The sequence below is a fragment of the Type-D symbiont of Plautia stali genome (assembly GCF_001485335.1).
Classification (GTDB): domain Bacteria; phylum Pseudomonadota; class Gammaproteobacteria; order Enterobacterales; family Enterobacteriaceae; genus Pantoea; species Pantoea vagans_C.
On the sequence record NZ_BBOC01000001.1, the window covers coordinates 124708 to 148066 of the forward strand.

Annotated in this window: 23 protein-coding genes and 1 pseudogene; 14 read left to right on the forward strand and 10 right to left on the reverse strand. The window is 54.5% G+C overall.

Going from position 1 to position 23359, the window contains the following annotated elements; genetic code table 11:
• The first annotated feature begins 48 nt into the window (after positions 1-48).
• The 4 genes from PSSD_RS00580 to PSSD_RS00595 all read left to right on the forward strand — a co-directional run bounded on the left by PSSD_RS00580 (position 49) and on the right by PSSD_RS00595 (position 2912).
• Complete coding sequence (locus PSSD_RS00580) at positions 49-324, forward strand: hypothetical protein (protein WP_058968097.1); 276 nt, start codon at positions 49-51, stop codon at positions 322-324.
• A 404-nt stretch (positions 325-728) separates the two neighbouring features.
• Positions 729-1583 carry a PA4780 family RIO1-like protein kinase gene (locus tag PSSD_RS00585; protein ID WP_058968100.1) on the forward strand — a complete coding sequence of 285 codons (855 nt, stop codon included), beginning with the start codon at positions 729-731 and terminating at the stop codon, positions 1581-1583.
• Between the two features lie 194 nt (positions 1584-1777).
• The gene (locus PSSD_RS00590; RefSeq protein WP_039329947.1) at positions 1778-2134 is read left to right on the forward strand and encodes a KPN_00521 family repetitive protein; all 357 of its coding nucleotides are present in this window, start codon (positions 1778-1780) and stop codon (positions 2132-2134) included.
• 118 nt (positions 2135-2252) lie between these two features.
• Positions 2253-2912, forward strand: coding sequence for an epoxyqueuosine reductase QueH (locus PSSD_RS00595; RefSeq protein WP_058968103.1), 660 nt, complete (start codon positions 2253-2255; stop codon positions 2910-2912).
• 35 nt (positions 2913-2947) lie between these two features.
• Here the strand turns inward: PSSD_RS00595 and PSSD_RS00600 are convergent, their stop codons facing one another.
• Positions 2948-3625: an SDR family oxidoreductase gene (locus PSSD_RS00600; RefSeq protein WP_058968106.1), complete on the reverse strand. Its 678-nt coding sequence runs from the start codon at positions 3623-3625 to the stop codon at positions 2948-2950.
• Between the two features lie 159 nt (positions 3626-3784).
• Positions 3785-6511 carry a magnesium-translocating P-type ATPase gene (gene mgtA / locus PSSD_RS00605; RefSeq protein ID WP_058968109.1) on the reverse strand — a complete coding sequence of 909 codons (2727 nt, stop codon included), beginning with the start codon at positions 6509-6511 and terminating at the stop codon, positions 3785-3787.
• Between the two features lie 831 nt (positions 6512-7342).
• Here mgtA and PSSD_RS00610 point away from each other — a divergent pair.
• The 5 genes from PSSD_RS00610 to PSSD_RS00630 are packed head-to-tail and all read left to right on the forward strand — an operon-like array spanning position 7343 to position 12376.
• The gene (locus tag PSSD_RS00610) at positions 7343-8989 is read left to right on the forward strand and encodes an ABC transporter substrate-binding protein (protein ID WP_235589169.1); all 1647 of its coding nucleotides are present in this window, start codon (positions 7343-7345) and stop codon (positions 8987-8989) included.
• Positions 8989-10041, forward strand: coding sequence for an ABC transporter permease (locus PSSD_RS00615; RefSeq protein WP_039333518.1), 1053 nt, complete (start codon positions 8989-8991; stop codon positions 10039-10041). The genes PSSD_RS00610 and PSSD_RS00615 overlap by 1 nt, the downstream gene beginning before the upstream one ends.
• Positions 10038-10895 (forward strand): ABC transporter permease, encoded by an 858-nt coding sequence (locus PSSD_RS00620; RefSeq protein ID WP_058968112.1) that lies wholly within the window; start codon positions 10038-10040, stop codon positions 10893-10895. Before PSSD_RS00615 ends, PSSD_RS00620 begins: the two co-directional genes overlap by 4 nt.
• Positions 10885-11718, forward strand: coding sequence for an ABC transporter ATP-binding protein (locus PSSD_RS00625; protein ID WP_058968115.1), 834 nt, complete (start codon positions 10885-10887; stop codon positions 11716-11718). Before PSSD_RS00620 ends, PSSD_RS00625 begins: the two co-directional genes overlap by 11 nt.
• Entirely contained in the window at positions 11711-12376 is a 666-nt protein-coding gene (locus PSSD_RS00630; protein ID WP_039333525.1) for an ABC transporter ATP-binding protein, read from the forward strand. The genes PSSD_RS00625 and PSSD_RS00630 overlap by 8 nt, the downstream gene beginning before the upstream one ends.
• Before the next feature lie 95 nt (positions 12377-12471).
• Here the strand turns inward: PSSD_RS00630 and PSSD_RS00635 are convergent, their stop codons facing one another.
• The 8 genes and pseudogenes from PSSD_RS00635 to PSSD_RS00665 form a co-directional block, all read right to left on the reverse strand.
• A complete protein-coding gene (locus tag PSSD_RS00635) occupies positions 12472-13257 on the reverse strand; it encodes an ABC transporter ATP-binding protein (RefSeq protein ID WP_058968118.1) in 786 nt (261 codons plus the stop codon).
• Positions 13257-14102 (reverse strand): ABC transporter permease, encoded by an 846-nt coding sequence (locus PSSD_RS00640; protein WP_058968682.1) that lies wholly within the window; start codon positions 14100-14102, stop codon positions 13257-13259. The genes PSSD_RS00635 and PSSD_RS00640 overlap by 1 nt, the downstream gene beginning before the upstream one ends.
• Positions 14103-14122: 20 nt before the next feature.
• The gene (locus PSSD_RS00645) at positions 14123-15082 is read right to left on the reverse strand and encodes an ABC transporter substrate-binding protein (RefSeq protein ID WP_058968121.1); all 960 of its coding nucleotides are present in this window, start codon (positions 15080-15082) and stop codon (positions 14123-14125) included.
• Between the two features lie 46 nt (positions 15083-15128).
• Positions 15129-15266: a hypothetical protein gene (locus PSSD_RS27680; protein WP_156138073.1), complete on the reverse strand. Its 138-nt coding sequence runs from the start codon at positions 15264-15266 to the stop codon at positions 15129-15131.
• 116 nt (positions 15267-15382) lie between these two features.
• Positions 15383-15805, reverse strand: a complete 423-nt coding sequence (locus tag PSSD_RS00650) for a hypothetical protein (protein ID WP_038645291.1) — start codon at positions 15803-15805, stop codon at positions 15383-15385.
• A 96-nt stretch (positions 15806-15901) separates the two neighbouring features.
• Positions 15902-16837: a homocysteine S-methyltransferase gene (mmuM, locus tag PSSD_RS00655; RefSeq protein WP_058968124.1), complete on the reverse strand. Its 936-nt coding sequence runs from the start codon at positions 16835-16837 to the stop codon at positions 15902-15904.
• Positions 16827-18235 (reverse strand): annotated as a pseudogene (gene mmuP / locus PSSD_RS00660) (S-methylmethionine permease). Before mmuP ends, mmuM begins: the two are co-directional and overlap by 11 nt.
• Before the next feature lie 135 nt (positions 18236-18370).
• Positions 18371-18709: a DUF2002 family protein gene (locus tag PSSD_RS00665; RefSeq protein WP_058968127.1), complete on the reverse strand. Its 339-nt coding sequence runs from the start codon at positions 18707-18709 to the stop codon at positions 18371-18373.
• Positions 18710-18860: 151 nt separating this feature from the next.
• Here PSSD_RS00665 and PSSD_RS00670 point away from each other — a divergent pair, with 151 nt between their 5' ends.
• From PSSD_RS00670 to nrdF, 5 genes are all read left to right on the forward strand, one after another.
• Complete coding sequence (locus PSSD_RS00670) at positions 18861-19178, forward strand: DUF883 family protein (protein WP_039333539.1); 318 nt, start codon at positions 18861-18863, stop codon at positions 19176-19178.
• A gap of 334 nt (positions 19179-19512) precedes the next feature.
• Positions 19513-19755, forward strand: coding sequence for a redoxin NrdH (locus PSSD_RS00675; protein ID WP_038645282.1), 243 nt, complete (start codon positions 19513-19515; stop codon positions 19753-19755).
• Positions 19756-19759: 4 nt separating this feature from the next.
• Entirely contained in the window at positions 19760-20164 is a 405-nt protein-coding gene (gene nrdI, locus PSSD_RS00680; RefSeq protein ID WP_039333544.1) for a class Ib ribonucleoside-diphosphate reductase assembly flavoprotein NrdI, read from the forward strand.
• Positions 20143-22281, forward strand: coding sequence for a class 1b ribonucleoside-diphosphate reductase subunit alpha (gene nrdE / locus PSSD_RS00685; protein ID WP_072214929.1), 2139 nt, complete (start codon positions 20143-20145; stop codon positions 22279-22281). The genes nrdI and nrdE overlap by 22 nt, the downstream gene beginning before the upstream one ends.
• Before the next feature lie 8 nt (positions 22282-22289).
• Complete coding sequence (gene nrdF, locus PSSD_RS00690; RefSeq protein ID WP_039333577.1) at positions 22290-23249, forward strand: class 1b ribonucleoside-diphosphate reductase subunit beta; 960 nt, start codon at positions 22290-22292, stop codon at positions 23247-23249.
• Positions 23250-23359: the final 110 nt, after the last annotated feature.

Below are 23359 nucleotides of genomic sequence, written 5' to 3' on the forward strand. Positions count from 1 at the left end.
AAACTGCATTAAACAAATAATGTACAGAGCGTGGTACGGAGTACAACGATGATCTCTAAAGAAAAGGCATTACAGATAGCGAAAGAATATGCTGTTAAAAGCGAAAATGCCTGGGATGAGAATTATCATGAAGCAGAGGAAGCCGTTTTGCATGGAGAGCCTGTCTGGATCATTTCCACCTCAGATATAAAATATAACGACGAACTTCCTTGGATGTTAGATCACTTCCCAAATCCAGTTTATTACTATATCAGAATGACCGATGGCAGCTGTATTGCCACAGGAAATAGAAGAAATGAATCTCAACTAATCGATAAAAAATAAAATATCGACCCCATCATTCTCCTTTAACATGACTTCTTCTGAAGTTTTTTTTGGAGGATGGCTTTTATCCTGTTCCAAATCTTGAAACTTTGGGTCCTGAAACTGTGAGTCAAATACGGGGGGTTGTAAGGTCTGTATTCCAGTCACTCTCAATAGGACAAGACGATTACATTAAAGCCCACACAGACTATGTTATGCAAGCCATTAAGGCTCCATCTTAACTCCAGAGTCATCCAATGAATCCCTAACAGCACTCACGTTGAAAGCCTTGTGGGCTTTTTTGTGCCAATGGTTTTGTGGGATGATGTAACAAGCATCTACAACTATCGATGCTCGTTAGGTTTTTCCATGCAACTCACCATGTTCTTGATGCGGAAAGCCTCTTAAATAAGGTATAAAGCCGCATGAAAATTCCAAACCGAATCCAACCTCTGGTCGATGATGGCCTGATTGATAACGTGCTTCAGCGGCTGAAAAGCGGCAAAGAAGCTGACGTTTACACCGTGCTGTGCGGTGACAAAGTTCAGTGTGCCAAAGTTTACAAAGAGGCATCGCAACGCAGCTTCAAGCAAGCCGTGCAATATCAGGAGGGGCGTAAAGTTCGCAACTCCCGTAGCGCCCGTGCTATGCAGAAAGGCTCCAAATTTGGACGCAAGCAGCAAGAGGACGTCTGGCATACTGCTGAGGTGGATGCACTGTTTCGCCTCGCTAAAGCCGGCGTGCGCGTGCCAGAGCCTTATATGTGTCTGGACGGTGTGTTGTTGATGGAACTGGTTACCGATGCAGATGGTGCCGTTGCACCTCGTCTGAGCGATATCATGCTGTCGGAACAGGAAGCGTTGGCTGACTTCGACACCATGATTCGTAATATCGTGCGCATGTTATGTGCCGGGATCGTGCATGGCGACCTGTCGGAATTTAATGTACTGCAGGATGCTCAAGGTCCGGTGATCATTGACCTGCCGCAAGCGGTGGATGCAGCGGCGAATAACCACGCTGAATCGATGTTCGCGCGCGATGTCAATAACATCACCGCCTATTACGGCCAGTTTGCCCCACAAATCCTGGCAACGCGTTTTGCTAAGGAAATCTGGCAGTTATATGAAGACGGAAAGTTAACGCCAGAAACGCCATTAACCGGGCACTTCGTGGAAGAGGTTCATGACGTGGATATGGATTCACTGCTGGACGAGATCATTTCTGCTGAAGATGAGTATTATGAGCGCCAGCGTGCGGCTAAAGAGCGTGATGAAGAATGATGGTGCCTGCATAACTCTCATCGCGCTCAACACTACCCTCTGATAAATCTTCAATCGGCTTGCTGCCACTGCACATTTTTCGCGCCATCCAAACCTAATGATTCAATTAAGGTTATTCCTGGAGCCAATTCTGGCTGAGCGTGCCATTGTTAGCTACGCTCATAACTCACAGAGCGATTGATGAGGGAATATTCATGAAAAAGACAATTATTGCTGTATCGGCCCTGCTGCTGGCTTCTTCGGCTTTTGCCGCGACTACACATGCAACTGACGAAACCGTAGCGAACGCACAAGCGGGCGCAAACACCGCCAAAGAAAAACTGCACAAAGCGCAGCATCAAGGCGAAGAGCAGAAGCTGAAAGCGCAGCATGCTGCTGAAGGTAAGAGCAACAGCACCACCAGCAAAATCAGCGAAGGCGCTCAAAAAGGTTGGAACAAAACCAAAGAAGGCACCGAGAAAGGCGTTGATGCCACCAAAGAAGGTGCAACCAAAGGCTGGAATGCTACCAAAGAAGGTGCCAGCGATTTGAAGAAGAAAGTGACTGAGTAATTTCTTCTCACTGAATACCGAAAGGCCGCGATTGCGGCCTTTTTTGTTGCCTGCGCCTTTGCGTCCTCAACCATATCCACTTACACTCAGCCCAACACTCCATTAACCAGATTCTCTTATGTCTGACACCTTCAAACGCCAGCCCCTGCCCTTACCCAACGGTCACAACAAAGTGCTGTTGCACTCCTGCTGCGCGCCTTGCTCGGGGGAAGTGATGGAAGCGATGCTGGCTTCCGGTATCGATTACACCATCTTCTTCTACAACCCAAACATTCACCCATTGAAAGAGTACGAGCTGCGTAAAGAGGAGAATATCCGCTTTGCTGAGCAGTTTGGCGTGCCTTTCGTTGATGCCGATTACGATAAAGACAACTGGTTTGAACGTGCACGTGGTATGGAATGGGAGCCGGAGCGCGGTGTGCGTTGCACCATGTGTTTTGATATGCGTTTTGAACGAACCGCACTGTACGCGCATGAAAATGGCTTTCCAGTGATCACCAGTTCGCTGGGCATTTCACGCTGGAAGGATATGAAGCAGATCAATGACTGCGGCGTCCGTGCAGCCGCGCACTATCCCGATATGCTGTATTGGGAATTTAACTGGCGTAAAGGCGGTGGATCCTCGCGCATGATCGAGATCAGCAAGCGCGAGCGTTTCTATCAGCAGGAGTATTGCGGCTGCATCTATTCACTGCGCGACAGCAACCGTCATCGCGTGGCCAGCGGTCGCGAGCGCATTGAAATTGGCGTGCAGTATTACACGCCAGACGAAGAGTAAATAACCTGCTGGCAACCACCAGCAGGCCGTCATTATCACCAGGCCAATACTCTGCCGCTGTAATCGACATAGTGATGTCCGCCCTGCCCGGCAAAACCATCCATCTGTGCCACTAACCCCTGCGCACTTTCAACGGCGGTGATATCCGCATCGTCGCCACCCATATCGGTTTTCACCCAGCCCGGATGCAGTGACAGCAAGGTGGTGCCACGCGAGGCCATCTGCTGAACCAAGGCGCGGCTCAGCATGTTGAGCGCAACCTTACTGGCCGAGTAATAAGGGCGAAGCGCCTCGGGATTTTCGGTCAGGCTACCGAGGCGTGATGTGGTGATGCCGAGCACGCCCTGCTTTTCCTGCAGTAGTGGCAACAGACCTTCAGCCATGCGGATGGGGGCCACCGAGTTGGTCATAAACAGCTGCATTAACTCGTCATCACTGGTGGCGATCAGCTCCATCGAGTCCGGACCGAGAATGCCAGCATTGATCAGAGCACGATCAAAGTGCTGGCCTTTAAGTTGCTGAAGTAAGTGCTCACGCTGAGTGGCGATGGTGATATCCAGTGGCATCCAGCGTAGCTTCTCATGCTGATAAGACACGGCGGTGCTGCGATAAGTGGCGGTTACCTCCCAGCCATCGGCGAGCAGTTGTTGTACCACCGCCAACCCAATCCCCTTTGAAGCACCAATAATCAACGCGCGTTTTGCTTGGCTCATTTTTCCCTTCCCGCAGTTAAAAGGCAAAAAGGGCAGGATAACCTGCTCTTGGTTTCACTAACGTAACACCAACGTTAGCACAATGATCACCACCATCATTATCAGCAGGTGGCACACCACCTTATCGAGATTCCGTTTCCGCATAGTGCCTCCATGGGTTTAGAACCACTGGCCGAAGCGTTTGATGTACAGCGTTTTCATGCCCTGTGCGACGACGCAGTAACCGAGTAATGTCGCCACCAGCCATGGGAAATATGACCATGGCAGCGGCACCAGTCCCACCATGCTGCCCAGCGGAGAAAATGGCAGCAGAATACCGGCAATCATCACGCATGCGGTGGCGAGCAGCACCGGCAATGCAGCCCGGCTCTGAATGAACGGTATTTTCTGCGTGCGCAGCATATGCACCACCAGCGTCTGAGACAGCAAGCCTTCCACAAACCAACCTGACTGGAACAGCGACTGCATTTCAGGTGTGTTAGCGGCAAACACGTACCACATTACGGCAAAAGTGGTGATATCAAAGATTGACGATGTTGGCCCAATCCACAGCATAAAGCGTTTGATATTACGCGCGTCCCATTTACGCGGTTTGCGCAGGAACTCGCGATCCATTTTGTCCCAAGGCAATGCCAGCTGAGACAGATCGTACATCAGGTTCTGGATCAGCAGATGAATCGCCAGCATCGGCAGGAACGGAATAAAGGCGCTCGCCACCAGCACGGAGAACACGTTGCCGAAGTTGGAGCTGGCGGTCATGTTCAGATACTTGATGATATTGCCGAAGGTCTCGCGTCCTTTCATCACTCCCTCTTCCAGCACCATCAGATCCTTCTCCAGCAGGATGATGTCAGAAGACTCTTTGGCGATGTCTGCGGCGCTGTCGACTGAGATGCCCACATCGGCATCACGCAGCGCGGGTGCATCATTAATGCCGTCGCCGAGGAAGCCAACGGTATGCCCTTGTTGTTGCAGCGCGCGCAAAATGCGTGATTTCTGCAACGGTGTCAGTTTGGCAAACACTGCACTCTGCGCGGCGGCGTTAGCCAGCTGCTCATCGCTCATCATGGCAATCTGGTCGCCAGTGACGATATCTCCGCTATCAATCCCCACCTGCTGGCAGATGCGCGCGGTGACCACCGGATTATCGCCGGTCAACACTTTGACGCTGACGCCGTTTTCGCGCAGTGCGGTAATCGCTTTGGCGGCACTCTCTTTCGGTGGTTCAAGGAAAGTCAGCAGCCCTTCTACGGTTAACCCTTGCTCATCCGCTACGTTCAGTGCCTGCTGCAAGCCGGGCTCCTCCAACACACGGCTGGCGACCAGCAATACACGGAAGCCCTGTTCGTTGTATTGATGTGCCAACGCCAGCAGCTCTGCACGACGTTTTTCGTCGAGCGGTTGAACCAGTTTCCCTTCACGCTCGGCGGTGGCGATGCTCAGCATCTCTTCCACTGCACCTTTGCAAATCAGCATCTGTTGGTTGAGGCGACGATCGCGCACCACCACTGAAACGCGACGACGCACAAAATCAAACGGCAGCTCATCCACTTTGGCGTAATAGTCGCCCATGTCAGCACTGATACGATCTTTGCCATAACGCAGAATCGCGCGGTCCATCAGGTTTGGCGTGCCGCTCTGATAATGGCTATTGAGCCAGCTCAGCATCAGCACGCGGGAGTTTTCAACCCCGGCGCAATCCAGATGATGTTCAAGGATGATGTTGTCCTGCGTCAGCGTACCGGTCTTATCGGTACACAGGATGTCCATCGCCCCCAGGTTTTGAATCGCGTTCAGCCGTTTCACAATCACTTTACGGCGTGACATGGCGATAGCGCCTTTCGCCAGGTTGGAGCTGACGATCATCGGCAGCATTTCCGGTGTCAGGCCAACCGCGACCGCCAGAGCAAACAGCGACGCATCCAGCCAGTCGCCTTTGGTCAAACCGTTAATCAGCAGCACCACCGGCACCATCACCAGCATGAAGCGGATCAGCAGCCAGCTCACGCTATTGACCCCACGATCAAATGCCGTTTGCGTGCGGTTACCGACGATTGATTTCGCCAGGCTGCCAAAGTAAGTTTCGCTACCGGTAGCCACCACCACTGCTTTGGCACTGCCGCTGGAGACATTGGTGCCCATCAGACAGACGCTGCCCAGCTCCAGCAGTGAAGCGCCCTGATCACTCGCCCCGGCTCCTTTGCTGGTGACATGACCGGTGACGTCATATTTCTCAACCGGCAGGGATTCACCGGTCAAAATCGCCTGGCTGATAAACAGGTCACGCGAATCCAGCAGACGAACATCAGCAGGCACCAGATCGCCCGCAGAGAGATAGATAATGTCACCCGGCACCAGCGTGGCGATATCCACTTCCTGTTTGACCGGCGGCTGCTGCGCGGATTCACGGCGCATCACGGTGGCAGTGGTGCGCACCATGGACTTCAACGCCTGCGCGGCTTTATTAGTGCGGAATTCTTGCCAGAAGCGCAGCAAACCGCTGAGCGTTACCATCGTCACAATGATGATGACACCGGTCAGATCGGTCTCCTCGCCTTTGCGCATCGGCATCCAGTAATCGGTGAAAAAGCTGACTGCGGCCAGCGCCATTAATACGTAGATAAATGGGTTGTTAAACGCCTGAAACAGCTGAATCAGCGCCGGTGGCGCTTTATCATGTTCCACCTGATTACGGCCGTAGACTTCCAGACGCGCTTCGGCTTCACGTTCACTCAACCCCAATGCATCACTACGCAGGCGCACCAGTGTTTCATCAGCGGTGAAACCCGCTTCGTCTTCAATCAGATAGCGCGGTGTTTTTTGGCGTGGCTGGCGCACGCTGTTGTTCCAGGCTTTTTTGTCCTGGTTGAGTTTCATGTCAGTCATGATGACATTCCTCTTTTTTTACGGCAATAAAAGTCCCTGCGCGTTGAGCGCATAATGTGGGATAAATTAAATTAACGGCTTAGCGTTATATGATTAAAAATTACCTGTCGGGAATTTCCATATTACCTCCCGGAAATAAGGGCGAAGAAAATCGCTCGTTTAAATAAACGAGAAATGAATATTACGATGTCGATTCCGCTACTGAATGCAGCCCTCAGACCGCCCAAAATTTTCTATGGACGTAACAGGGCATGCGCCAGTAACGGCTAAATCTGCACGCTGAAGATCAGCGCGCGCATCGAGGCGGAGGGAAAAGTGCGTTTAAAATCATGTGCATGATGAAATCCCCACGGGTTTCAGCCCGTTACAACCAGTTTTAAAGGGAACAATCATCAGAGAGAGGTGAGGATTGCTGCCCGCCGTGTTGGCAAGCAGCGACAAAAGAATTCGCGCGTCAGCTTGCCTTGTATTGCCATCTTAAAGGGTGACTGTCCAACTGAATTCTCCTGTTTGAAGTTGGCGCTATTATATTCCCGAAGGAAGCGAAGTAAAGTTAATTATTCCCGTTGCGTTATTCATTTAATTTTCGTTGCGATTTGGTTGATAGAAGCGGGAAAAACACGCGCGCGAACCACATCCTGCGGCATCAATACCCCCTGTTTAACAAGCTTATACCCAAAATAATTCGAGCTTCAGGAAGGCGGCAAGTGCATGAATCCTCAGGAGCTTACTGAAGTAAGTGACTGAGGTGAATGCACGTAGCCAACGCTCCTGAAACTTGAAGTATGAAGGGTATATAACTGAACTAACGCACTTAGAACCGCAAAGCATATGCATAGCCATAAATTGACTATTCTTCATTACGCCGCTCTCGTAAACTCGCGTTACTTTTTTAAGGCAAGGAAACAACATGAAAAAATTATTCCCTCACTGCTGGCGTTATCGCTGGTAGCCGCCTTCTCTGCTCAGGCCGCAACACCTAAGGATACGCTGGTGATTGCGCAGTCGACTGATGATGCTGATAGCTTCGACCCCGCACAGGGCTTTGAACTGACCACAGTGCAAGCGTTCACTAACATCTATCAACGATTGGTCCAGTCTGACCCGACCAATCCCACGGATTTGAAACCCACGTTGGCCACTTCATGGACCTCAGGCAGTGATAATCGCAGCCTGACTTTTGAACTGCGCAAAGGCGCGCAATTCGCCAGCGGTAATCCGCTGCGTCCGGAAGATGTCATCTTCTCGCTGGGCCGTGTAGTGAAACTGAACCTCGACCCTTCCTTTATCCTGACCCAACTGGGCTGGAATAAAGATAACGTCGATACTTTCCTGAAGAAGGTCGATGACAATCATGTGCAGATTAGCTGGAGCGCCAACGTCAGCCCGGCCTATGTGCTGAGCCTGCTGTCTGCCCCGGTTTCATCGATTGTTGATGAGAAAACCGCACAAGCCAACGCGAAAAACGGCGACTTCGGCCACGCGTGGCTGGGCACCCACTCTGCCGGCAGCGGCCCGTATCAGATTCGTAAAGTGGTGCTGCATGAAGTGGTGCTGCTCACCGCCAACCCGACGTCACCGGCTGGCGCACCGAAGCTGAAAAACATCTTAATCAAGAACGTGCCTGAGCCAGCTGCGCGTCGCTTGCTGCTGGAGCAGGGCGATGTGGATATCGCACGTAACCTCGGCGCTGACCAAATCGCCGCGCTGAAAGACAAAGCGGGTGTGAAGACCGAAGCGATTCCTATGGCCTCGCTCTATTACATCCAGTTCAACGTCGGTGAGAACCCGGTGCTGAAGAATCCTGCGCTGTGGGAAGCGGCCCGTTACTTGTTCGACTATAAAGGCATCGCCAACGATCTGCTGAAAGGCCAGTTCGAAGTCCATCAGACTTTCTTGCCTAAAGGTTTCCTCGGCGCGCTGAATGATACGCCGTACAGCTACGATCCGGAAAAAGCCAAAGCCATTCTGAAGAAAGCGGGCCTGACCAACGTCAGCTTTAAGCTCTCCACCAGCAACCAACCGCCGTACCTGGATATCGCTCAGGCGTTGCAGGGCAGCTTTGCCAAAGGTGGCGTGAAGGTGGAAGTGCAGCCGGGTCTGAGCTCTGAAGTGTCAACCCGCGTGAAGGCGCACCAGTATGAAGCCACGCTGAATGCCTGGGGTGCGGACTATTTCGATCCGAACACCAATGCCGCCTCCTTCGCTTACAACCCAGAAGATGGCAGTAAAACCATTGCCTACCGCTCTGACTGGCATATTCCAGAATTGAGCAAGCAGACGCTGGCGGCCACCGCCGAAGCCGACAGCAACAAGCGTGTGGAACTGTACCAGGCAATGCAGCGTGAAGTGCTGAAAAACTCACCGTATGTGATCGGTTTGCAGGCACGTAACCTGATTGCACTGCGCGATAACCTGAAAGGCTATGTGCAGGGGATTAACCCAGACATGGTGTACTACTCGCAGGTTTCTAAGTAATGGCAGTGTCTGCTTCACAGGCCGGGTTCGCCCGGCCGCTCTGGCAACGCTTTAGCCGCCTGCTCACCAGTGTGTTATCACTGCTGGTGACGTTGGTAGGTTTGTTAGCGTTCACTTTCATGTTGTCGCACCTGTCGCCGGTCGATCCGGTACAGCAAATCGCGGGCGATCACGCCAGCGAAGCAACTTATGCGCAGGTGCGTCACGATCTCGGTCTCGATCAGCCGGTACTGGTACAGTTCTGGCGCTATATCAGCCATCTGGCCCAGGGCAACTTAGGGCTTTCGCATCTCACCAATCAGCCGGTGAGCGCGGATTTGATGCGCACCTTTCCAGCCACTATTGAACTGGCCACTTGCGCGATGATCTTTGCCGCCGTGTTTGGCATTACGCTGGCGCTGCTGGCGGCGTGGAAGCCGGGTAGTGTCATTGATAACGTGGCGCGTTTTATTTCACTGCTTGGCTATTCAGTACCGGTGTTCTGGCTGGGCCTGCTCGGTCTGCTGCTGTTCTACGCGGTGCTGCACTGGTCTGCGGGACCGGGACAGCTGGATGATATCTGGATCTACACGCTGGAGCCGAAAACCGGCTTTGTGCTGATCGATAGCTGGCTGTCTGGCGATCCTGAAATGTTCCGCAATGCGATTGCGCACCTGTGGCTGCCGGTGGTGATTCTCGGTCTGCTGGCGATGGCCGGCATTACGCGCCTACTGCGCGCGGCGCTGCTGGAAGAGAGCAGCAAAGAGTATGTGATTCTGGCGCGCGCAAAAGGCGCAGGCCGCACTCGCATCTTGTTACGCCATATCTTTCCCAACGTCCTTGGCACGCTGATCACCGTCATCGCCCTCTCGTACGCCACACTGCTGGAAGGCTCAGTGTTAACCGAAACGGTATTTGCCTGGCCAGGTGTTGGACGCTACATGACGAACGCGCTGTTTTCCTCGGATACACCCGCGATTCTCGGCTCGACCCTGCTGATTGGCAGCTGCTTTATTCTGCTTAACGCCGTGGCCGATGCCTTAACCTGGTTAACCGATCCGAGAACCCGATGACTCAACAACTCTCTGAACTGGAAACCCTGCGGCCACGCCGCCGCCGTGCACGCGTCACCTCGCTCACCATTGGCTTGACGCTGGTGTTGATTGTAGTGGCGATGGCGCTGTTTGCCCCGCTGCTGGCCCCGTTCGATCCTAACGCGCAGGTGATTGCCCAGCGCTTGCAGTCCCCTTCTGCCGTGCACTGGTTCGGTACCGATGGCTTTGGCCGTGATTTACTGTCACGCGTGATCTACGGCGCGCGGCCGACGCTGCTGCTGGTGTCGCTGATTCTGCTGCTGACCATTCCGGTTGGCCTGCTGGTTGGCATCACGGCGGGCTATGTCGGCGGCTGGACCGAGCGCGTGCTGATGCGCATCACCGATATCTTCCTGTCACTGCCGAATCTGGTTATCGCCCTGGCGCTGGTTGCCATGCTCGGTCCGGGTTTGATGAACGGCGCGCTGGCGCTGGCGCTAACCAGCTGGCCGCCATTTGCCCGTCAGGCACGTGCTGAAACCCTGGCGTTACGCCGCAGTGATTATCTGGCTGCCGCTCGCATGCAGGGCATTACCGGTCTGCGCCTGATGTTCGGCCACATTTTACCGCTGTGTTTACCGACAGCCGTGGTGCGCGCCGCACTGAGTCTCGGTGGCATCATCTTGTCTGCTGCCGGTCTGGGCTTCCTCGGCATGGGCGTGCAACCGCCGACCGCCGAATGGGGTTCAATGGTCGCGGAAGGCAGTAAAGTGATTTTCGATCAGTGGTGGGTAGCCGCCGCGCCTGGCGGTGCGATTCTGTTTGCCAGCCTGGCGTTTAACCTGACAGGCGATGGCCTGCGCGACCGACTGGATACTCGTCATGCCAAATGATCTGTTAATTGATACCCAAGGGCTGACCATCCGCAGCGAAGATGCACTGCTGGTGGATAATATCGCTTTCCAGATTGGCCGTGAGCGCGTGGCGCTGGTCGGTGAATCCGGTTCCGGCAAATCACTCACCGCCCGCTCACTGATGGGTTTGCTGTCACCCGCTCTGCATCTGCAAGCCGATTGTTTGCAGGTGGCGGGAGCTGATGCGCTGTCACTGAGTGAACGTGACTGGATCACCCTGCGCGGTGGCAAAGTGGCGATGGTGATGCAGGACCCGAAGTACGCGCTGAATCCGACGCGTACTATCGGCTGGCAGGTAGAAGAGCCACTGGTGCTGCACCGCAAAATGAGCCGCTCAGAACGCAAAGCCAAAGTGTGCGAGATGCTTGAGGCGGTTGGCCTTCCCGAGCCTCGCCAGTTGATGAAACGCTATCCTCATCAACTCTCTGGCGGTATGGGGCAACGCGTGATGCTGGCGATTGCGCTGATCACCGATCCCGATCTGCTGATTGCCGATGAACCGACTTCAGCGCTCGATCACGCGATGCGCGATCAGGTGCTGGCGCTGATCCGTCGGTTGGTCGAGCAGCGCAATATGGGGTTGCTGCTGATCAGCCACGATCTGCAGCAGGTTTCCGAACACTGCGATCGGGTGATGGTGATGTATAAGGGCCGCCTGCTGGATACCTTGCCTGCAGCGCAGCTTGCTCATGCCACCCATCCCTACACCCGCACACTGTGGGCGTGTCGTCCCAGCAAAGCGACACACGGCGAACGTCTGCCGGTGTTAGATCGTGCATCGCTGGAGAAGAGTGATGATTGAGTTAAGCCACCTCAGCGTGTCCCACAAACAGGGCTACGAGCTGCGTACCGTGGTGCATGATGTTTCGCTGCAGGTTGCGCCGGGTGAATGTTTTGGTCTGGTTGGGCCTTCGGGTTGTGGCAAGTCATCGCTGCTGTGGGTGATGGCCGGGTTGAATCCCTTCTGGAGCGGCACGATGCAGCTGGCAGGCACCGCAGTGCAACCGGGTAAAGCCTTTACCGGTCCACTGCGCCGTGATGTGCAGATGGTGTTTCAGGACCCTTATGCCTCGCTGCATCCGCGTCATCGCCTGCGCCGTACCCTGGCAGAACCGCTGAAAATGCTGAAGCGCGACAATATCGACGATCGCATTAATGACGGCTTCCGCCATGTGGGTTTGGATCCGGCGTTGGCGGATCGCTATCCGCATCAGCTCTCTGGTGGACAGCGGCAACGTGTGGCGATAGTACGCGCGCTGCTGCTGGAGCCGAAGATCCTACTGCTCGATGAGCCAACCTCAGCGCTGGATATGTCGGTGCAGGCGGAGATCCTCAACCTGTTGAACGATCTGAAGCAGAATGATGGATTGACCATGGTGCTGGTGAGCCACGATCCCGATGTGATCGATCATATGTGCGACCGTGCGGCGCATATGGCGCAGGGCCGAATAGTGGCTTAACCCCATCCTCCAATCGTAGCGGCGCGATTTATCGCGCATGTCGACATGGCTTACCAATGCGCAATACATTGCGCCGCTACACATTTTATCCCCGCTTAATGCGCCATCGCCTGCAGCGTTTCGCTGCGAATCGATTCGGTGACTGCGGCTTTGAGCGTCATAAATTCTGGTGACGTTTTGATGGTGTAATCCCGCTGCGCGTTAAAATTCACCGCCACTTCCTGTTTGATGCGGCCAGGGCGCGCGCTGAATATCGCCACTTTGTTCGCCATGAAAATCGCTTCATCAATGTCATGCGTCACAAACAATACGGTTTTGCGCGACTGCTCCCACACGGACAGCAACAGTTCCTGCATCATCACGCGCGTTTGGTTATCCAGCGCGCCAAAGGGTTCATCCATCAACAGCACTTTGGGATCGTTGGCCAGCGCACGGGCTATCGCGGTACGTTGTTGCATCCCGCCAGAGAGCTGACGCGGATAGTGCTGGGCAAAACCACGTAATCCCACTTGCTGGATGTAATAATCGCTGCGCTCTTTCTGCTGTGCCGCACTGAGACCGCGCTCCTGCAAACCAAAGCGGATGTTCTCTTCCACCGTCAGCCACGGGAACAAGGTGTAGCTCTGGAACACCATGCCGCGATCGGCCCCCGGCCCCTCCACGCTCTTGCCGTCCAGCCAGATTTCCCCGCGCGTTGGCGTATCCAAACCAGCGATGATGCGTAACAGCGTGGATTTGCCGCAGCCCGATGGCCCGAGAATGGTGATGAAATCATTCTCCTCCACCTGATAGTGGATCGGTTGCAGCGCCTGCGTTTGCTCGCCTTTCGGCCCGGTAAAAATGCGTTCGACACCGCGAACGTTAAGTTTGCTGTGCTTCATCACAAGGTACTCCATGCAAATAAGCGCCGGTTGAGCACTTTGAACAGATAGTCGGAGATCAGGCCAATGCAGCCAATCACAATGATGCCGAAAATGATCTGCCCGGTGTTAAGCAGCGCCTGGCTATCGACGATCATGTGGCCGATACCACTCTCCGATCCGATCAACTCAGCCACGATCACATAGGTCCACGCCCAACCCAGCACTAAGCGCAGCAGTTCGGCAATGCCCGGTGCCGCGCCCGGTATCAGCACGCGGCGCACGATCGAACGGTTGCTGCATCCCAGCGTGTAGGCGGCTTCAACCAGATCGCGCCGCGCACCACTGACGGTCACCGCTACCATTAAAACGATCTGGAAGAATGAGCCGATAAAGATCACCAAAATCTTCTGCGTTTCACCAATACCGGCCCACAAGATCAGCAACGGCACAAATGCCGAAGCCGGTAAGTAACGGCAAAAGGAGACGAAGGGTTCGAGAAAGGCTTCCCAGGTTTTATAGGCGCCCATCATGATGCCCAGCGGCACACCAATCAGCGCGGCCAGTAAGAAGCCGGCCAGCACGCGCATCACCGTCATGCCGATATCCAACGAGAAGTTGTATTCGGTGAACAACACCACGCCCTGCTGAAGCATGGTAAGTGGATCCGCCAGAAACGTGGGCGATACCATGCCGCCCAGCGTCACCAGCGTCCACACCGCGATGAACAGCACAAAGAACGCCACGCCGAGCGCGATACGCAAGCGCAGCGAAATGGCTTTCAGCGGCACCATTAACGGGTTATGCCAGCGCGTGGGCGCATCGGGCAGTGACGCAGGCGGGCTTACCGGTTGGCTTTTGCTCATCTCCATCTCCTTTCTCCTGCTTACTGCACGAAGCTGGCGTCGTACAAGCTTTTCACGTCTGGCATTTTCTTGATCACACCCGCGCGCAGCAGCAGCTTGCCCGCTTCATCGCTAAAGGTTTCAATCTCACCGTTAAAGAACTTTTTGTTCTCCTCTGGCCCCTGCCAGCGCAAGAAACTGGCTGATTCGGCAAACTCTTTGCCGGTGGATTTCACCGCAGCCCCCATGATTTCGTTGGACTTGTCAGGCTGCTGTTTGATCATTTCCAGCGCATCGTAATAGCTGGCCACCAGCGCTTTGGCGGCGTCCGGGTGCGCTTTCAGGAAGGTCGGCGTACAACCCAGCGTGTCCATCACCATCGGATAATCCAGCGTGGTGGCGAGGATTTTCCCCGCCTTGGGTTGATTGCGGATCACCGATAAATAGGGTTCATAGGTGACCGCCGCGTCGTTCTGACCCGCCGCGAAGGACTGCGCAGCCGCCTGTGGCGCCATGGTGGCCAGACGCACGTCTTTCATCGTCATGCCGTTTTTATCTAGCATCCACGCCAGCAAGAAGTAAGGCGAGGTACCCGGTGCATCCACCGCGATGGTTTTGCCTTTCAGATCTTTGATGCTGGTGATGTCACTGCGCGTGGCGAGGCCATCCGCGCCGTAGGATTTGTCCAGCTGGACGATCTGCTTGATCGGCACGCCTGCCGCGTTCCAGGAGATATAAGTTTCCACAGTGGTTGCAGCACACTGGATGGTGCCGGAGGCCACTGCCAGATGTCGGCTGCTTTGCGGGATCATTTTCACATCGACATCAAGACCATGCTTTTTGAAGATCCCGGCCTTATCCGCCAGCGTTAGCGGGGCAAAACCGGTCCAGCCGGAGATACCGATAGCGATTTTGGTGTCAGCGGCTTGCGCACCCAAAGCACTGGCGCAAAGTACCGCTGCGGTTAACACACGAACAACATGTTGTACTGGCTTGCCCATCTTCCACTCCTGATAAAAGGTGATGAAAAACAACGGTTGTATAGTCTTATCTATACAAGCCAAGCAATGCCTGTGCCAGAACAGTAAAGCCAGAGGTGGTGCGGTGGTGTCGTGGGTTGATGCACCGGAGCGGTGCATCAATAGCGGGAAGTTTGGTCATGCTGGTGCGCCACCGTTTAGTCATAGCGGCGCGCACCGGTCAGCGTTTCATCGTTGCGGCGCAATTTATTGCGCATCGGTCAGCAATGTATGAAGCCCAAACAAGCGTGATAAATCACGCCGCTACGGTCCGATGAGGATTTAACCGCCGCGCGCACCCACCACGTTCAAACGTGGCTGCGGATGTTCAGGTTTCAGGTCGTACATGCCGCCATAGAACGGATCGACCAGCAACCAGCCGGGGAAGCCCAGCAGAGGAATATTACCCAGCAGATACCACAGGTTGGCACTGGCCTCGATCGGCAGCGTCACCGGCACATAGCCTGGGCTCTCCAGCATCACCTGATAGTGTTTCTTACCGAAGTAGTTGCCGGTGGATTTTGCCAGCTCGACGGTTTGTGGCGTATAGCCCTGTGCCACGGCGCGTCCCGTCTCATCCTGCACGGTGAAGCGCGCGCCCTGCGGCACAGAGTCAATTTTTACCGGCTGCGTTTCCGTGCCCACAATAGTGGCACAGCCGCTCAGCAGCAGCGCAGTGGCAGGAAGAAGGTGTCGCAGGTTCATAGCAGGTCCGCTTTAGCATCAGATAGGACAGTCTAAACTGCCCTATTCCGCTTTTCACTCGCCTCAATCGCGCTATCAATGCTGCTTTTCTGGTCTTTATTGCGGTTGACAACAGGCGGCAATCGCCGCGATATCCTGCGGTGTGGTACGGCAGCAGCCGCCAATCAAGCGTGCGCCCGCCTGTTGCCACTCGGGGAATTTATCCTCTAGCGTGCAACCCGACGGTGCCGAATGCCAGGTTTTGCTGCTGGCATCGTACTGCTCGCCAGAGTTGGGATAGACCAGCAACGGCTTGCCACACAGCGCCTGCAAAGTTTGCAGTGCCGACGTCACGCTCTCCAGTGCCACGCAGTTGATGCCAATCGCCACCACTTGTGGCGCAGCATTGACCAGCTCGGCCACCTGGCTCAGCGGCGTGCCATCACTGATATGTTGCGCATCGCGCAGCGTAAACGAGAACCAGGCGCTGCTGTCGGGGAACTCTGCCAGCAAACTCACCAGCGTTTGCGCTTCTGCAAACGACGGTAAGGTTTCACAGGCCAGCAGATCCACACCCGCATCCAGTAAGGCTTTGACCCGTGGACGGTGGAAGGCTTTCATCTCCGCTTCTGGCAGCGCGTAATCGCCACGGTACTCGGCACCATTTGCGAGGTAGGCACCGTAAGGTCCTACCGAACCGGCCACCAGCAACGCGGCTTCACTGCCTGATGTAGCCCGGTAATCATCACGCGCACGCTGTGCCAGCTTGACGCTTTGAGTAATGAGATCCAGAGACTGGGCTTCATCCAGGCCACGCGCCGCAAATCCTTGCGGGGTGGCCTGATAGCTGGCAGTGATCGCCACGTTGGCACCTGCAGCAAAGTAGTCATGGTGCACCTGATAAATCAGCTCAGGGTTTTCCACCAGCACTTTGGCAGACCATAACGCATCAGCCAGATTGCAGCCACGTGCTTCCAGTTCGGTTGCCAGTGCGCCGTCTAAAATCAGCGTGTCATGTTGAGTTAACGCTTCTGCCACAGGATTACGCGACATTATTGGCCCCCTCGGCCTTCAGGTTACGTCGATGCGTCACATGGTATGCGGCATAACAGAACAGTACAAACGGAATGCCGCACCACAGCGCAATTCGCTGTGACGGATCGAAGGCCAGGCCTACACATGCCAGCAGACACAGTAGGAAGCCGAGAATCGGTGTCAGCGGATACAACGGCGCACGATAGGTCAGCTGCTGCAGCGAACCGCCTTCCGCCAGATGGCGACGGCGGAATACATAGTGCGATGCACAGATGCTGAGCCACACCGCCACCACGGCAAAGCCGGAGATCGCAGAGAGTGCCACGAACACGGTATCGGGGGCGATCACGCTGGAGAACAGCGCCAGCAAGCCACCAATCATACTGACGGTGATCGCCAGCACCGGAATACCGCGACGATTAACCTGCGCAAAACAGCGCGGCAGCGTGTTCTCATTCGCCAGTGACCACAGCATGCGGCCCGAGGCGTAAAGGCCGGAGTTCGCCGCTGAGAGGATAGCGGTGAGGATCACGAAGTTGAAGATATCCGCTGCATAAGGAATACCGATTTTTTCAAACACCAGCACAAACGGGCTTTTGACGATGCCGGCCTGATCCATCGGAATCAGTGCCGCAAGCACGAATACCGTACCAATGAAGAAAATGATGAGACGCGCGACCGTGGTGCGGATCGCCAGCGGCAACGCTTTCTGCGGCTGTTCCGTCTCTCCGGCGGCGATGCCAATCAACTCGGTGCCAGAAAAAGCGAAGTTCACTGCCACCATGGTCATCAGAATCGGCAAGGTGCCGTGTGGCAGCCAACCGGATGCCGTCAGGTTATGCAGACCCGGTGCCGCGCTGCCATCCTTCATCGGAATAAAGCCGAACATGGCACCCGCGCCGAGAATGATAAAGGCGATGATGGTGATCACTTTAATGATTGAGAACCAGAACTCCCCTTCCGCAAAGAAGCGTGTCGAGACGATATTGAGCAGATAGATGGCAATACAGAACACCAGACACCACAGCCATACGGGCGTGGTCGGGAACCAATACTGCATACAGAATCCCGCGGCCGTCAGGCTGGAACCGAGCGCCACAGTCCACGTCAGCCAGTAGAGCCACGCCACCGTGTAACCGGTCGCCGGGCTGAGATAGCGTGCGGCATAGACGTGGAAAGCACCGGTTTCCGGCATCGCCACCGCCAGTTCTCCAAGGCACACATCACCAACCACACCACCAGCGCACCAATCAGGTAGGCCAACAGCGTACCGGCTGCCCCGGTGGTCGAAATGATATAGCCGGTGTTGAAGAACAGTCCGGTACCGATGACACCACCCAGCGACAGCATCACCAGATGCCGCACTTTCATGGTGCGCTTAAAGTTGTCCTGTGAAGGCGTTTCCTGCGTTTGCATTAATTTTATCCGTATGGACGTCTGAACATCTATATGGACACAGGGTTATACGCGCCAGCGTGGCAATTTGCAACGTGGCAAAAGATGGGGATTTATCAAAACAGCGGTGCGGCCCCGTGCGAGCGGGGCGCAGTATCAGGCGCCAAATACGCCTTGCAGATAGCGCTCAAGCGCAATGCGCGAGCTAAAACCGTGTGGGATACCGTAATGCTCTTGCGATTCACCCATCAGATACAGCGGAAACTGCGTGTAGTGATCGCAGGTCTTCATTTCTGAGGCGGGCTCAGCGAAGTGCTGACTTTTTTCTTTCAGCGTGGGGTGAATAATCAGTGCCGTTCGTCCCATGCGCGCTTCGCGATTGACGTAGACATAATTCTCACCACGACGATAGCCGTAGATTTTTGGCGTCAGGGCATCCATTTCGAACCCTGCTTTTTCCAGTACGCGCGCTACCTCATCCGGACGTAAATACATGCTTGCTCCTCTCTTCTCACAGCCCCGCAACCTTACAACAGCGCGACCACTCAGGACATTCGGAATTTCCCTAAAGCCTGGCAAACGCCTGCGTTTAATCACGTTTCGTCTACACTGAGTATTACTTGTTAAATCAAAGGGAGCGAAAAAAATGTTCAATCGCGTAAGCAAAAACGATGACATTGATATCAATCAGGATGTAAACGAGCTGGCCGATTCGCTCGAGGCATTACTTAAATCTTACGGCAGCGAAGCCAAAGATGAAGTGGACAGTGCGCGCAGTAAGGCACAGTCGCTGCTGAAACAAACCCGCGCAAAACTGAACGGTAGCCAGGGTCGTGTGACGCAAGCAGCGAAAGACGCCAGCTATCAGGTTGACGCCTATGTGCATGATAAACCCTGGCATGGCGTGGGCGTCGGTGCAGCGGTTGGTTTGGTGCTTGGTGCGCTGCTGATGTCACGTCGCTAAACACATCTTAGTGTTTAAAGAGAGCCTCGCAGATGCGGGGCTTTTTTGTGCCCGCACGGCACTTTAACCGCATAAAATTTGACCTAAAACGTCCCCTCTTCGCCTTTACAAAAAAATTTTCGGGCCTGGAAGGCGCATGATCTCTGACGTTAGCGATTATCTGAAGATTAAAATACAAAATCCCTATATCTGGTGGGCTTGACCGCCACGAACACTACATCTAGTATTCAACCCATCAACTCGCAACCAGATGTCGTCAAGGACGAAGTTCGCAGCAAACAGGATTTTGCTTCGTATCTCGCAAACTGACCGCAATCAAAGGGAAATACGAATCATGCGCATTATTATTTACACTAAGAACAACTGTGTCCAGTGCAACGCGACAAAAAATGCCATGGACCGTAAAGGTATCGACTATCAACTGATCAACCTCGATACCCAACCGGAAGCCATCGACAACCTCAAATCCCTTGGCTACCGCCAGGTGCCAGTGGTGATGACACACGACGACCACTGGAGCGGCTTCCGCCCTGACAAAATCGCCAGCCTGCGCCAGCTCGCTGCTGTCGGGGGATAAAGCGATGTTCCCACTGGTCTACTTCTCTAGCCAGTCGGAAAACACGCACCGATTCATCACTCGTCTGGGCTTTCCTGCTTGCCGCATTCCGATTGATGGCAAGCAGCGCCTGCACATCGACCAACCCTATATCTTAGTGGTGCCGAGCTACGGCGGCGGCAGTGCGCGGGGGGCGGTGCCCAGACAAGTGATCCAATTCCTTAATGATGACGCTAACCGACGCGGTATCCGCGGGGTGATCGCTGCCGGAAACCGCAATTTCGGTGAAGGCTACTGCCTGGCGGGCGACATCATTGCGCAGAAATGTCAGGTTCCTTATCTCTACCGCTTTGAGCTGATGGGAACCCCCGACGATATCGCTAATGTAAAAGCGGGAGTAACCCAATTTTGGCAACGACAGACACCCTAAACAGCACGCAGTTGGACTACCATGCGCTCAACGCCATGCTGAACCTGTATGACGCCGATGGCCGCATTCAGTTCGAGAAAGATCACGAGGCCACGCGTCAGTTCTTTTTACAGCACGTCGAGCCGAATACCGTCTCCTTCGCTTCTGCGGGCGAGCGTCTGCGCTATCTGGTCGCCGAAGGCTACTACGAAGCCGAGGTGCTGAATCAGTACGAATTTTCCTTTCTGTGCCAACTGCATGATGAAGCCGATGCCTGGGGTTTTAACTTTCACACCTTCCTCGGTGCCTGGAAGTTTTACACCAGTTACACACTGAAAACCTTCGACGGCAAACGCTATCTGGAAACCTTCGAGCAGCGCGCCTGCATGGTGGCGCTGACGCTGGCGCGTGGCAATAAGAGCCTGGCGCGTGAATTGCTGGCAGAAATGCTGAGCGGCCGCTTCCAGCCGGCGACGCCAACCTTCCTCAACTGCGGCAAACAGCAGCGTGGCGAGTTAGTCTCGTGCTTCCTGCTGCGTATTGAAGACAACATGGAGTCGATCGGTCGCGCGGTGAATTCGGCGCTGCAGCTGTCTAAACGCGGCGGTGGCGTGGCGTTCCTGCTGTCTAACCTGCGTGAATCCGGTGCACCGATTAAGCGTATTGAGAACCAATCTTCCGGCGTGATCCCGGTGATGAAGATGCTGGAAGATGCCTTCTCTTATGCCAACCAGCTCGGTGCCCGTCAGGGTGCGGGCGCCGTGTGGCTGAATGCGCATCATCCCGATATTCTGCGCTTCCTCGATACTAAACGTGAAAACGCCGACGAGAAGATCCGTATTAAAACGCTGTCGCTCGGCGTGGTGATCCCGGATATCACCTTCCAGCTGGCGAAAGAGAACCGCGATATGGCGCTGTTCTCTCCGTACGATGTTGAACGCATCTACGGTAAAGCATTCGGCGACATCAGCATCAGCGAGCTTTATGACGAAATGCTGGCGGACGATCGCATCACCAAGACCTTTATCAAGCCGCGCGATTTCTTCCAGACACTGGCAGAGATTCAGTTTGAGTCTGGCTATCCGTACATCATGTATGAAGATAGCGTGAACCGCAGCAACCCGATTGCCGGTCGCATCAACATGAGCAACCTGTGCTCGGAGATTTTGCAGGTCAACAGCGCCAGCGAGTTCCATGACGATCTCAGCTATCGCCGCATCGGCAAGGATATCTCCTGCAATCTCGGCTCGCTGAACATTGCCCACGCGATGGACTCACGCAATCTGGCACAAACGGTGGAAACCGCGGTACGCGCACTGACGGCGGTATCGGAGATGAGTGAAATCAACTCGGTGCCATCGGTCGCAGAGGGCAACCGCCGTTCACACGCGGTGGGCTTGGGTCAGATGAACCTGCACGGCTATCTGGCACGTGAAGGCATGGCGTATGGCGGTGAAGAGGCGCTGGACTTTACCAACCTCTACTTCTATTGCGTGACCTATCACGCTGTGCGGACCTCTAATCTGCTGGCGCAGGAACGTAAACAGAGCTTTGACGGCTTTGCCCAGTCGCAGTATGCCAATGGCCACTACTTTGATAAGTACGTTGAACGTGTATGGCAGCCGCGCACCGCGCGCGTAGCCAAAATCTTTGCTGATGCCGGGATTGCATTACCCACTCAGGCGGACTGGCAGGCGCTGCGTGAGTCGGTGATGCAGCATGGTCTGTATAACCAAAACCTGCAGGCGATCCCGCCGACCGGTTCGATCTCCTACATCAACCATGCGACATCCAGCATTCACCCGATTGTGTCGCGTATTGAGATCCGTAAAGAGGGCAAAACCGGTCGCGTTTACTATCCGGCGCCGTTTATGACTAACGACAATCTGGAGCTGTATCAGGATGCTTACCAGATTGGCCCAGAAGCGATTATTGATACCTACGCCGAAGCCACGCAGCACGTCGATCAAGGCTTGTCGCTGACGCTGTTCTTCCGCGATGACGTCACCACGCGTGATATCAACAAAGCGCAGATTTATGCGTGGAAAAAAGGCATCAAAACCCTCTATTACATTCGTCTGCGTCAAATGGCGCTGCAGGGGACTGAAGTACAAGGCTGCGTCTCCTGCTCACTGTGATGAAAACTATGCAACTTAAACAAATTCAAGCAATTAACTGGAACCGTATCCAGGACGATAAAGATCTCGAAGTATGGAACCGATTGACCAGCAACTTCTGGCTGCCGGAAAAAGTGCCGCTCTCCAACGATCTGCCCGCGTGGCAGTCACTGGATGCGCAGCAGCAGCAGCTCACCATCCGCGTGTTTACCGGTTTGACGCTGCTCGACACCATCCAGAACGTGATCGGTGCGCCGGGTCTGATGGAAGACGCCATCACGCCTCATGAAGAGGCGGTGCTGTCGAATATCAGCTTTATGGAAGCGGTACATGCGCGTTCGTATAGTTCGATTTTCTCTACGCTGTGTAATACGGCTGATGTCGATGCCGCCTATCGCTGGAGTGAAGAGAACGAAGCGTTACAGAACAAGGCGAAGATTGTGCTGGAACACTATCGCGCCGAAGATCCGCTGAAGAAGAAAATCGCCAGCGTGTTTCTGGAATCCTTCCTGTTTTACTCGGGTTTCTGGCTGCCGATGTACTGGTCGAGCCGCGGTAAATTAACCAACACCGCAGACCTGATTCGCCTGATCATCCGTGACGAAGCGGTACACGGTTACTACATTGGCTACAAGTATCAGAAAGCGCTGGAAAAAGTGGATGATGCGCGCCGTGAAGAGTTACAGCAGTTCGCCATCGATTTGCTGCTGGCGTTGTATGAGAACGAAGTGGTGTATACCGAAGCGCTGTACGATGATGTCGGCTGGACGGAGGAGGTGAAAACCTTCCTGCACTACAATGCCAACAAGGCATTGATGAACCTGGGTTATGAGGCGCTGTTCCCGGCGGAACTCACCACGGTAAATCCGGCCATTCTCTCAGCCTTGTCACCGAATGCTGATGAGAACCACGATTTCTTCTCCGGGTCAGGCTCTTCCTATGTGATGGGGAAAGCGGTTGAAACCGAAGATGAGGACTGGAATTTTTAAGTTACATTTCTGCTTTCGGGCACTTTTCCCGTCGCATTATTTGACTCAGGGGAGGCCTTCAGGCCGCCCCTCCACAGAGCTTACGATATATCCACCCAAAAAAGCCAATA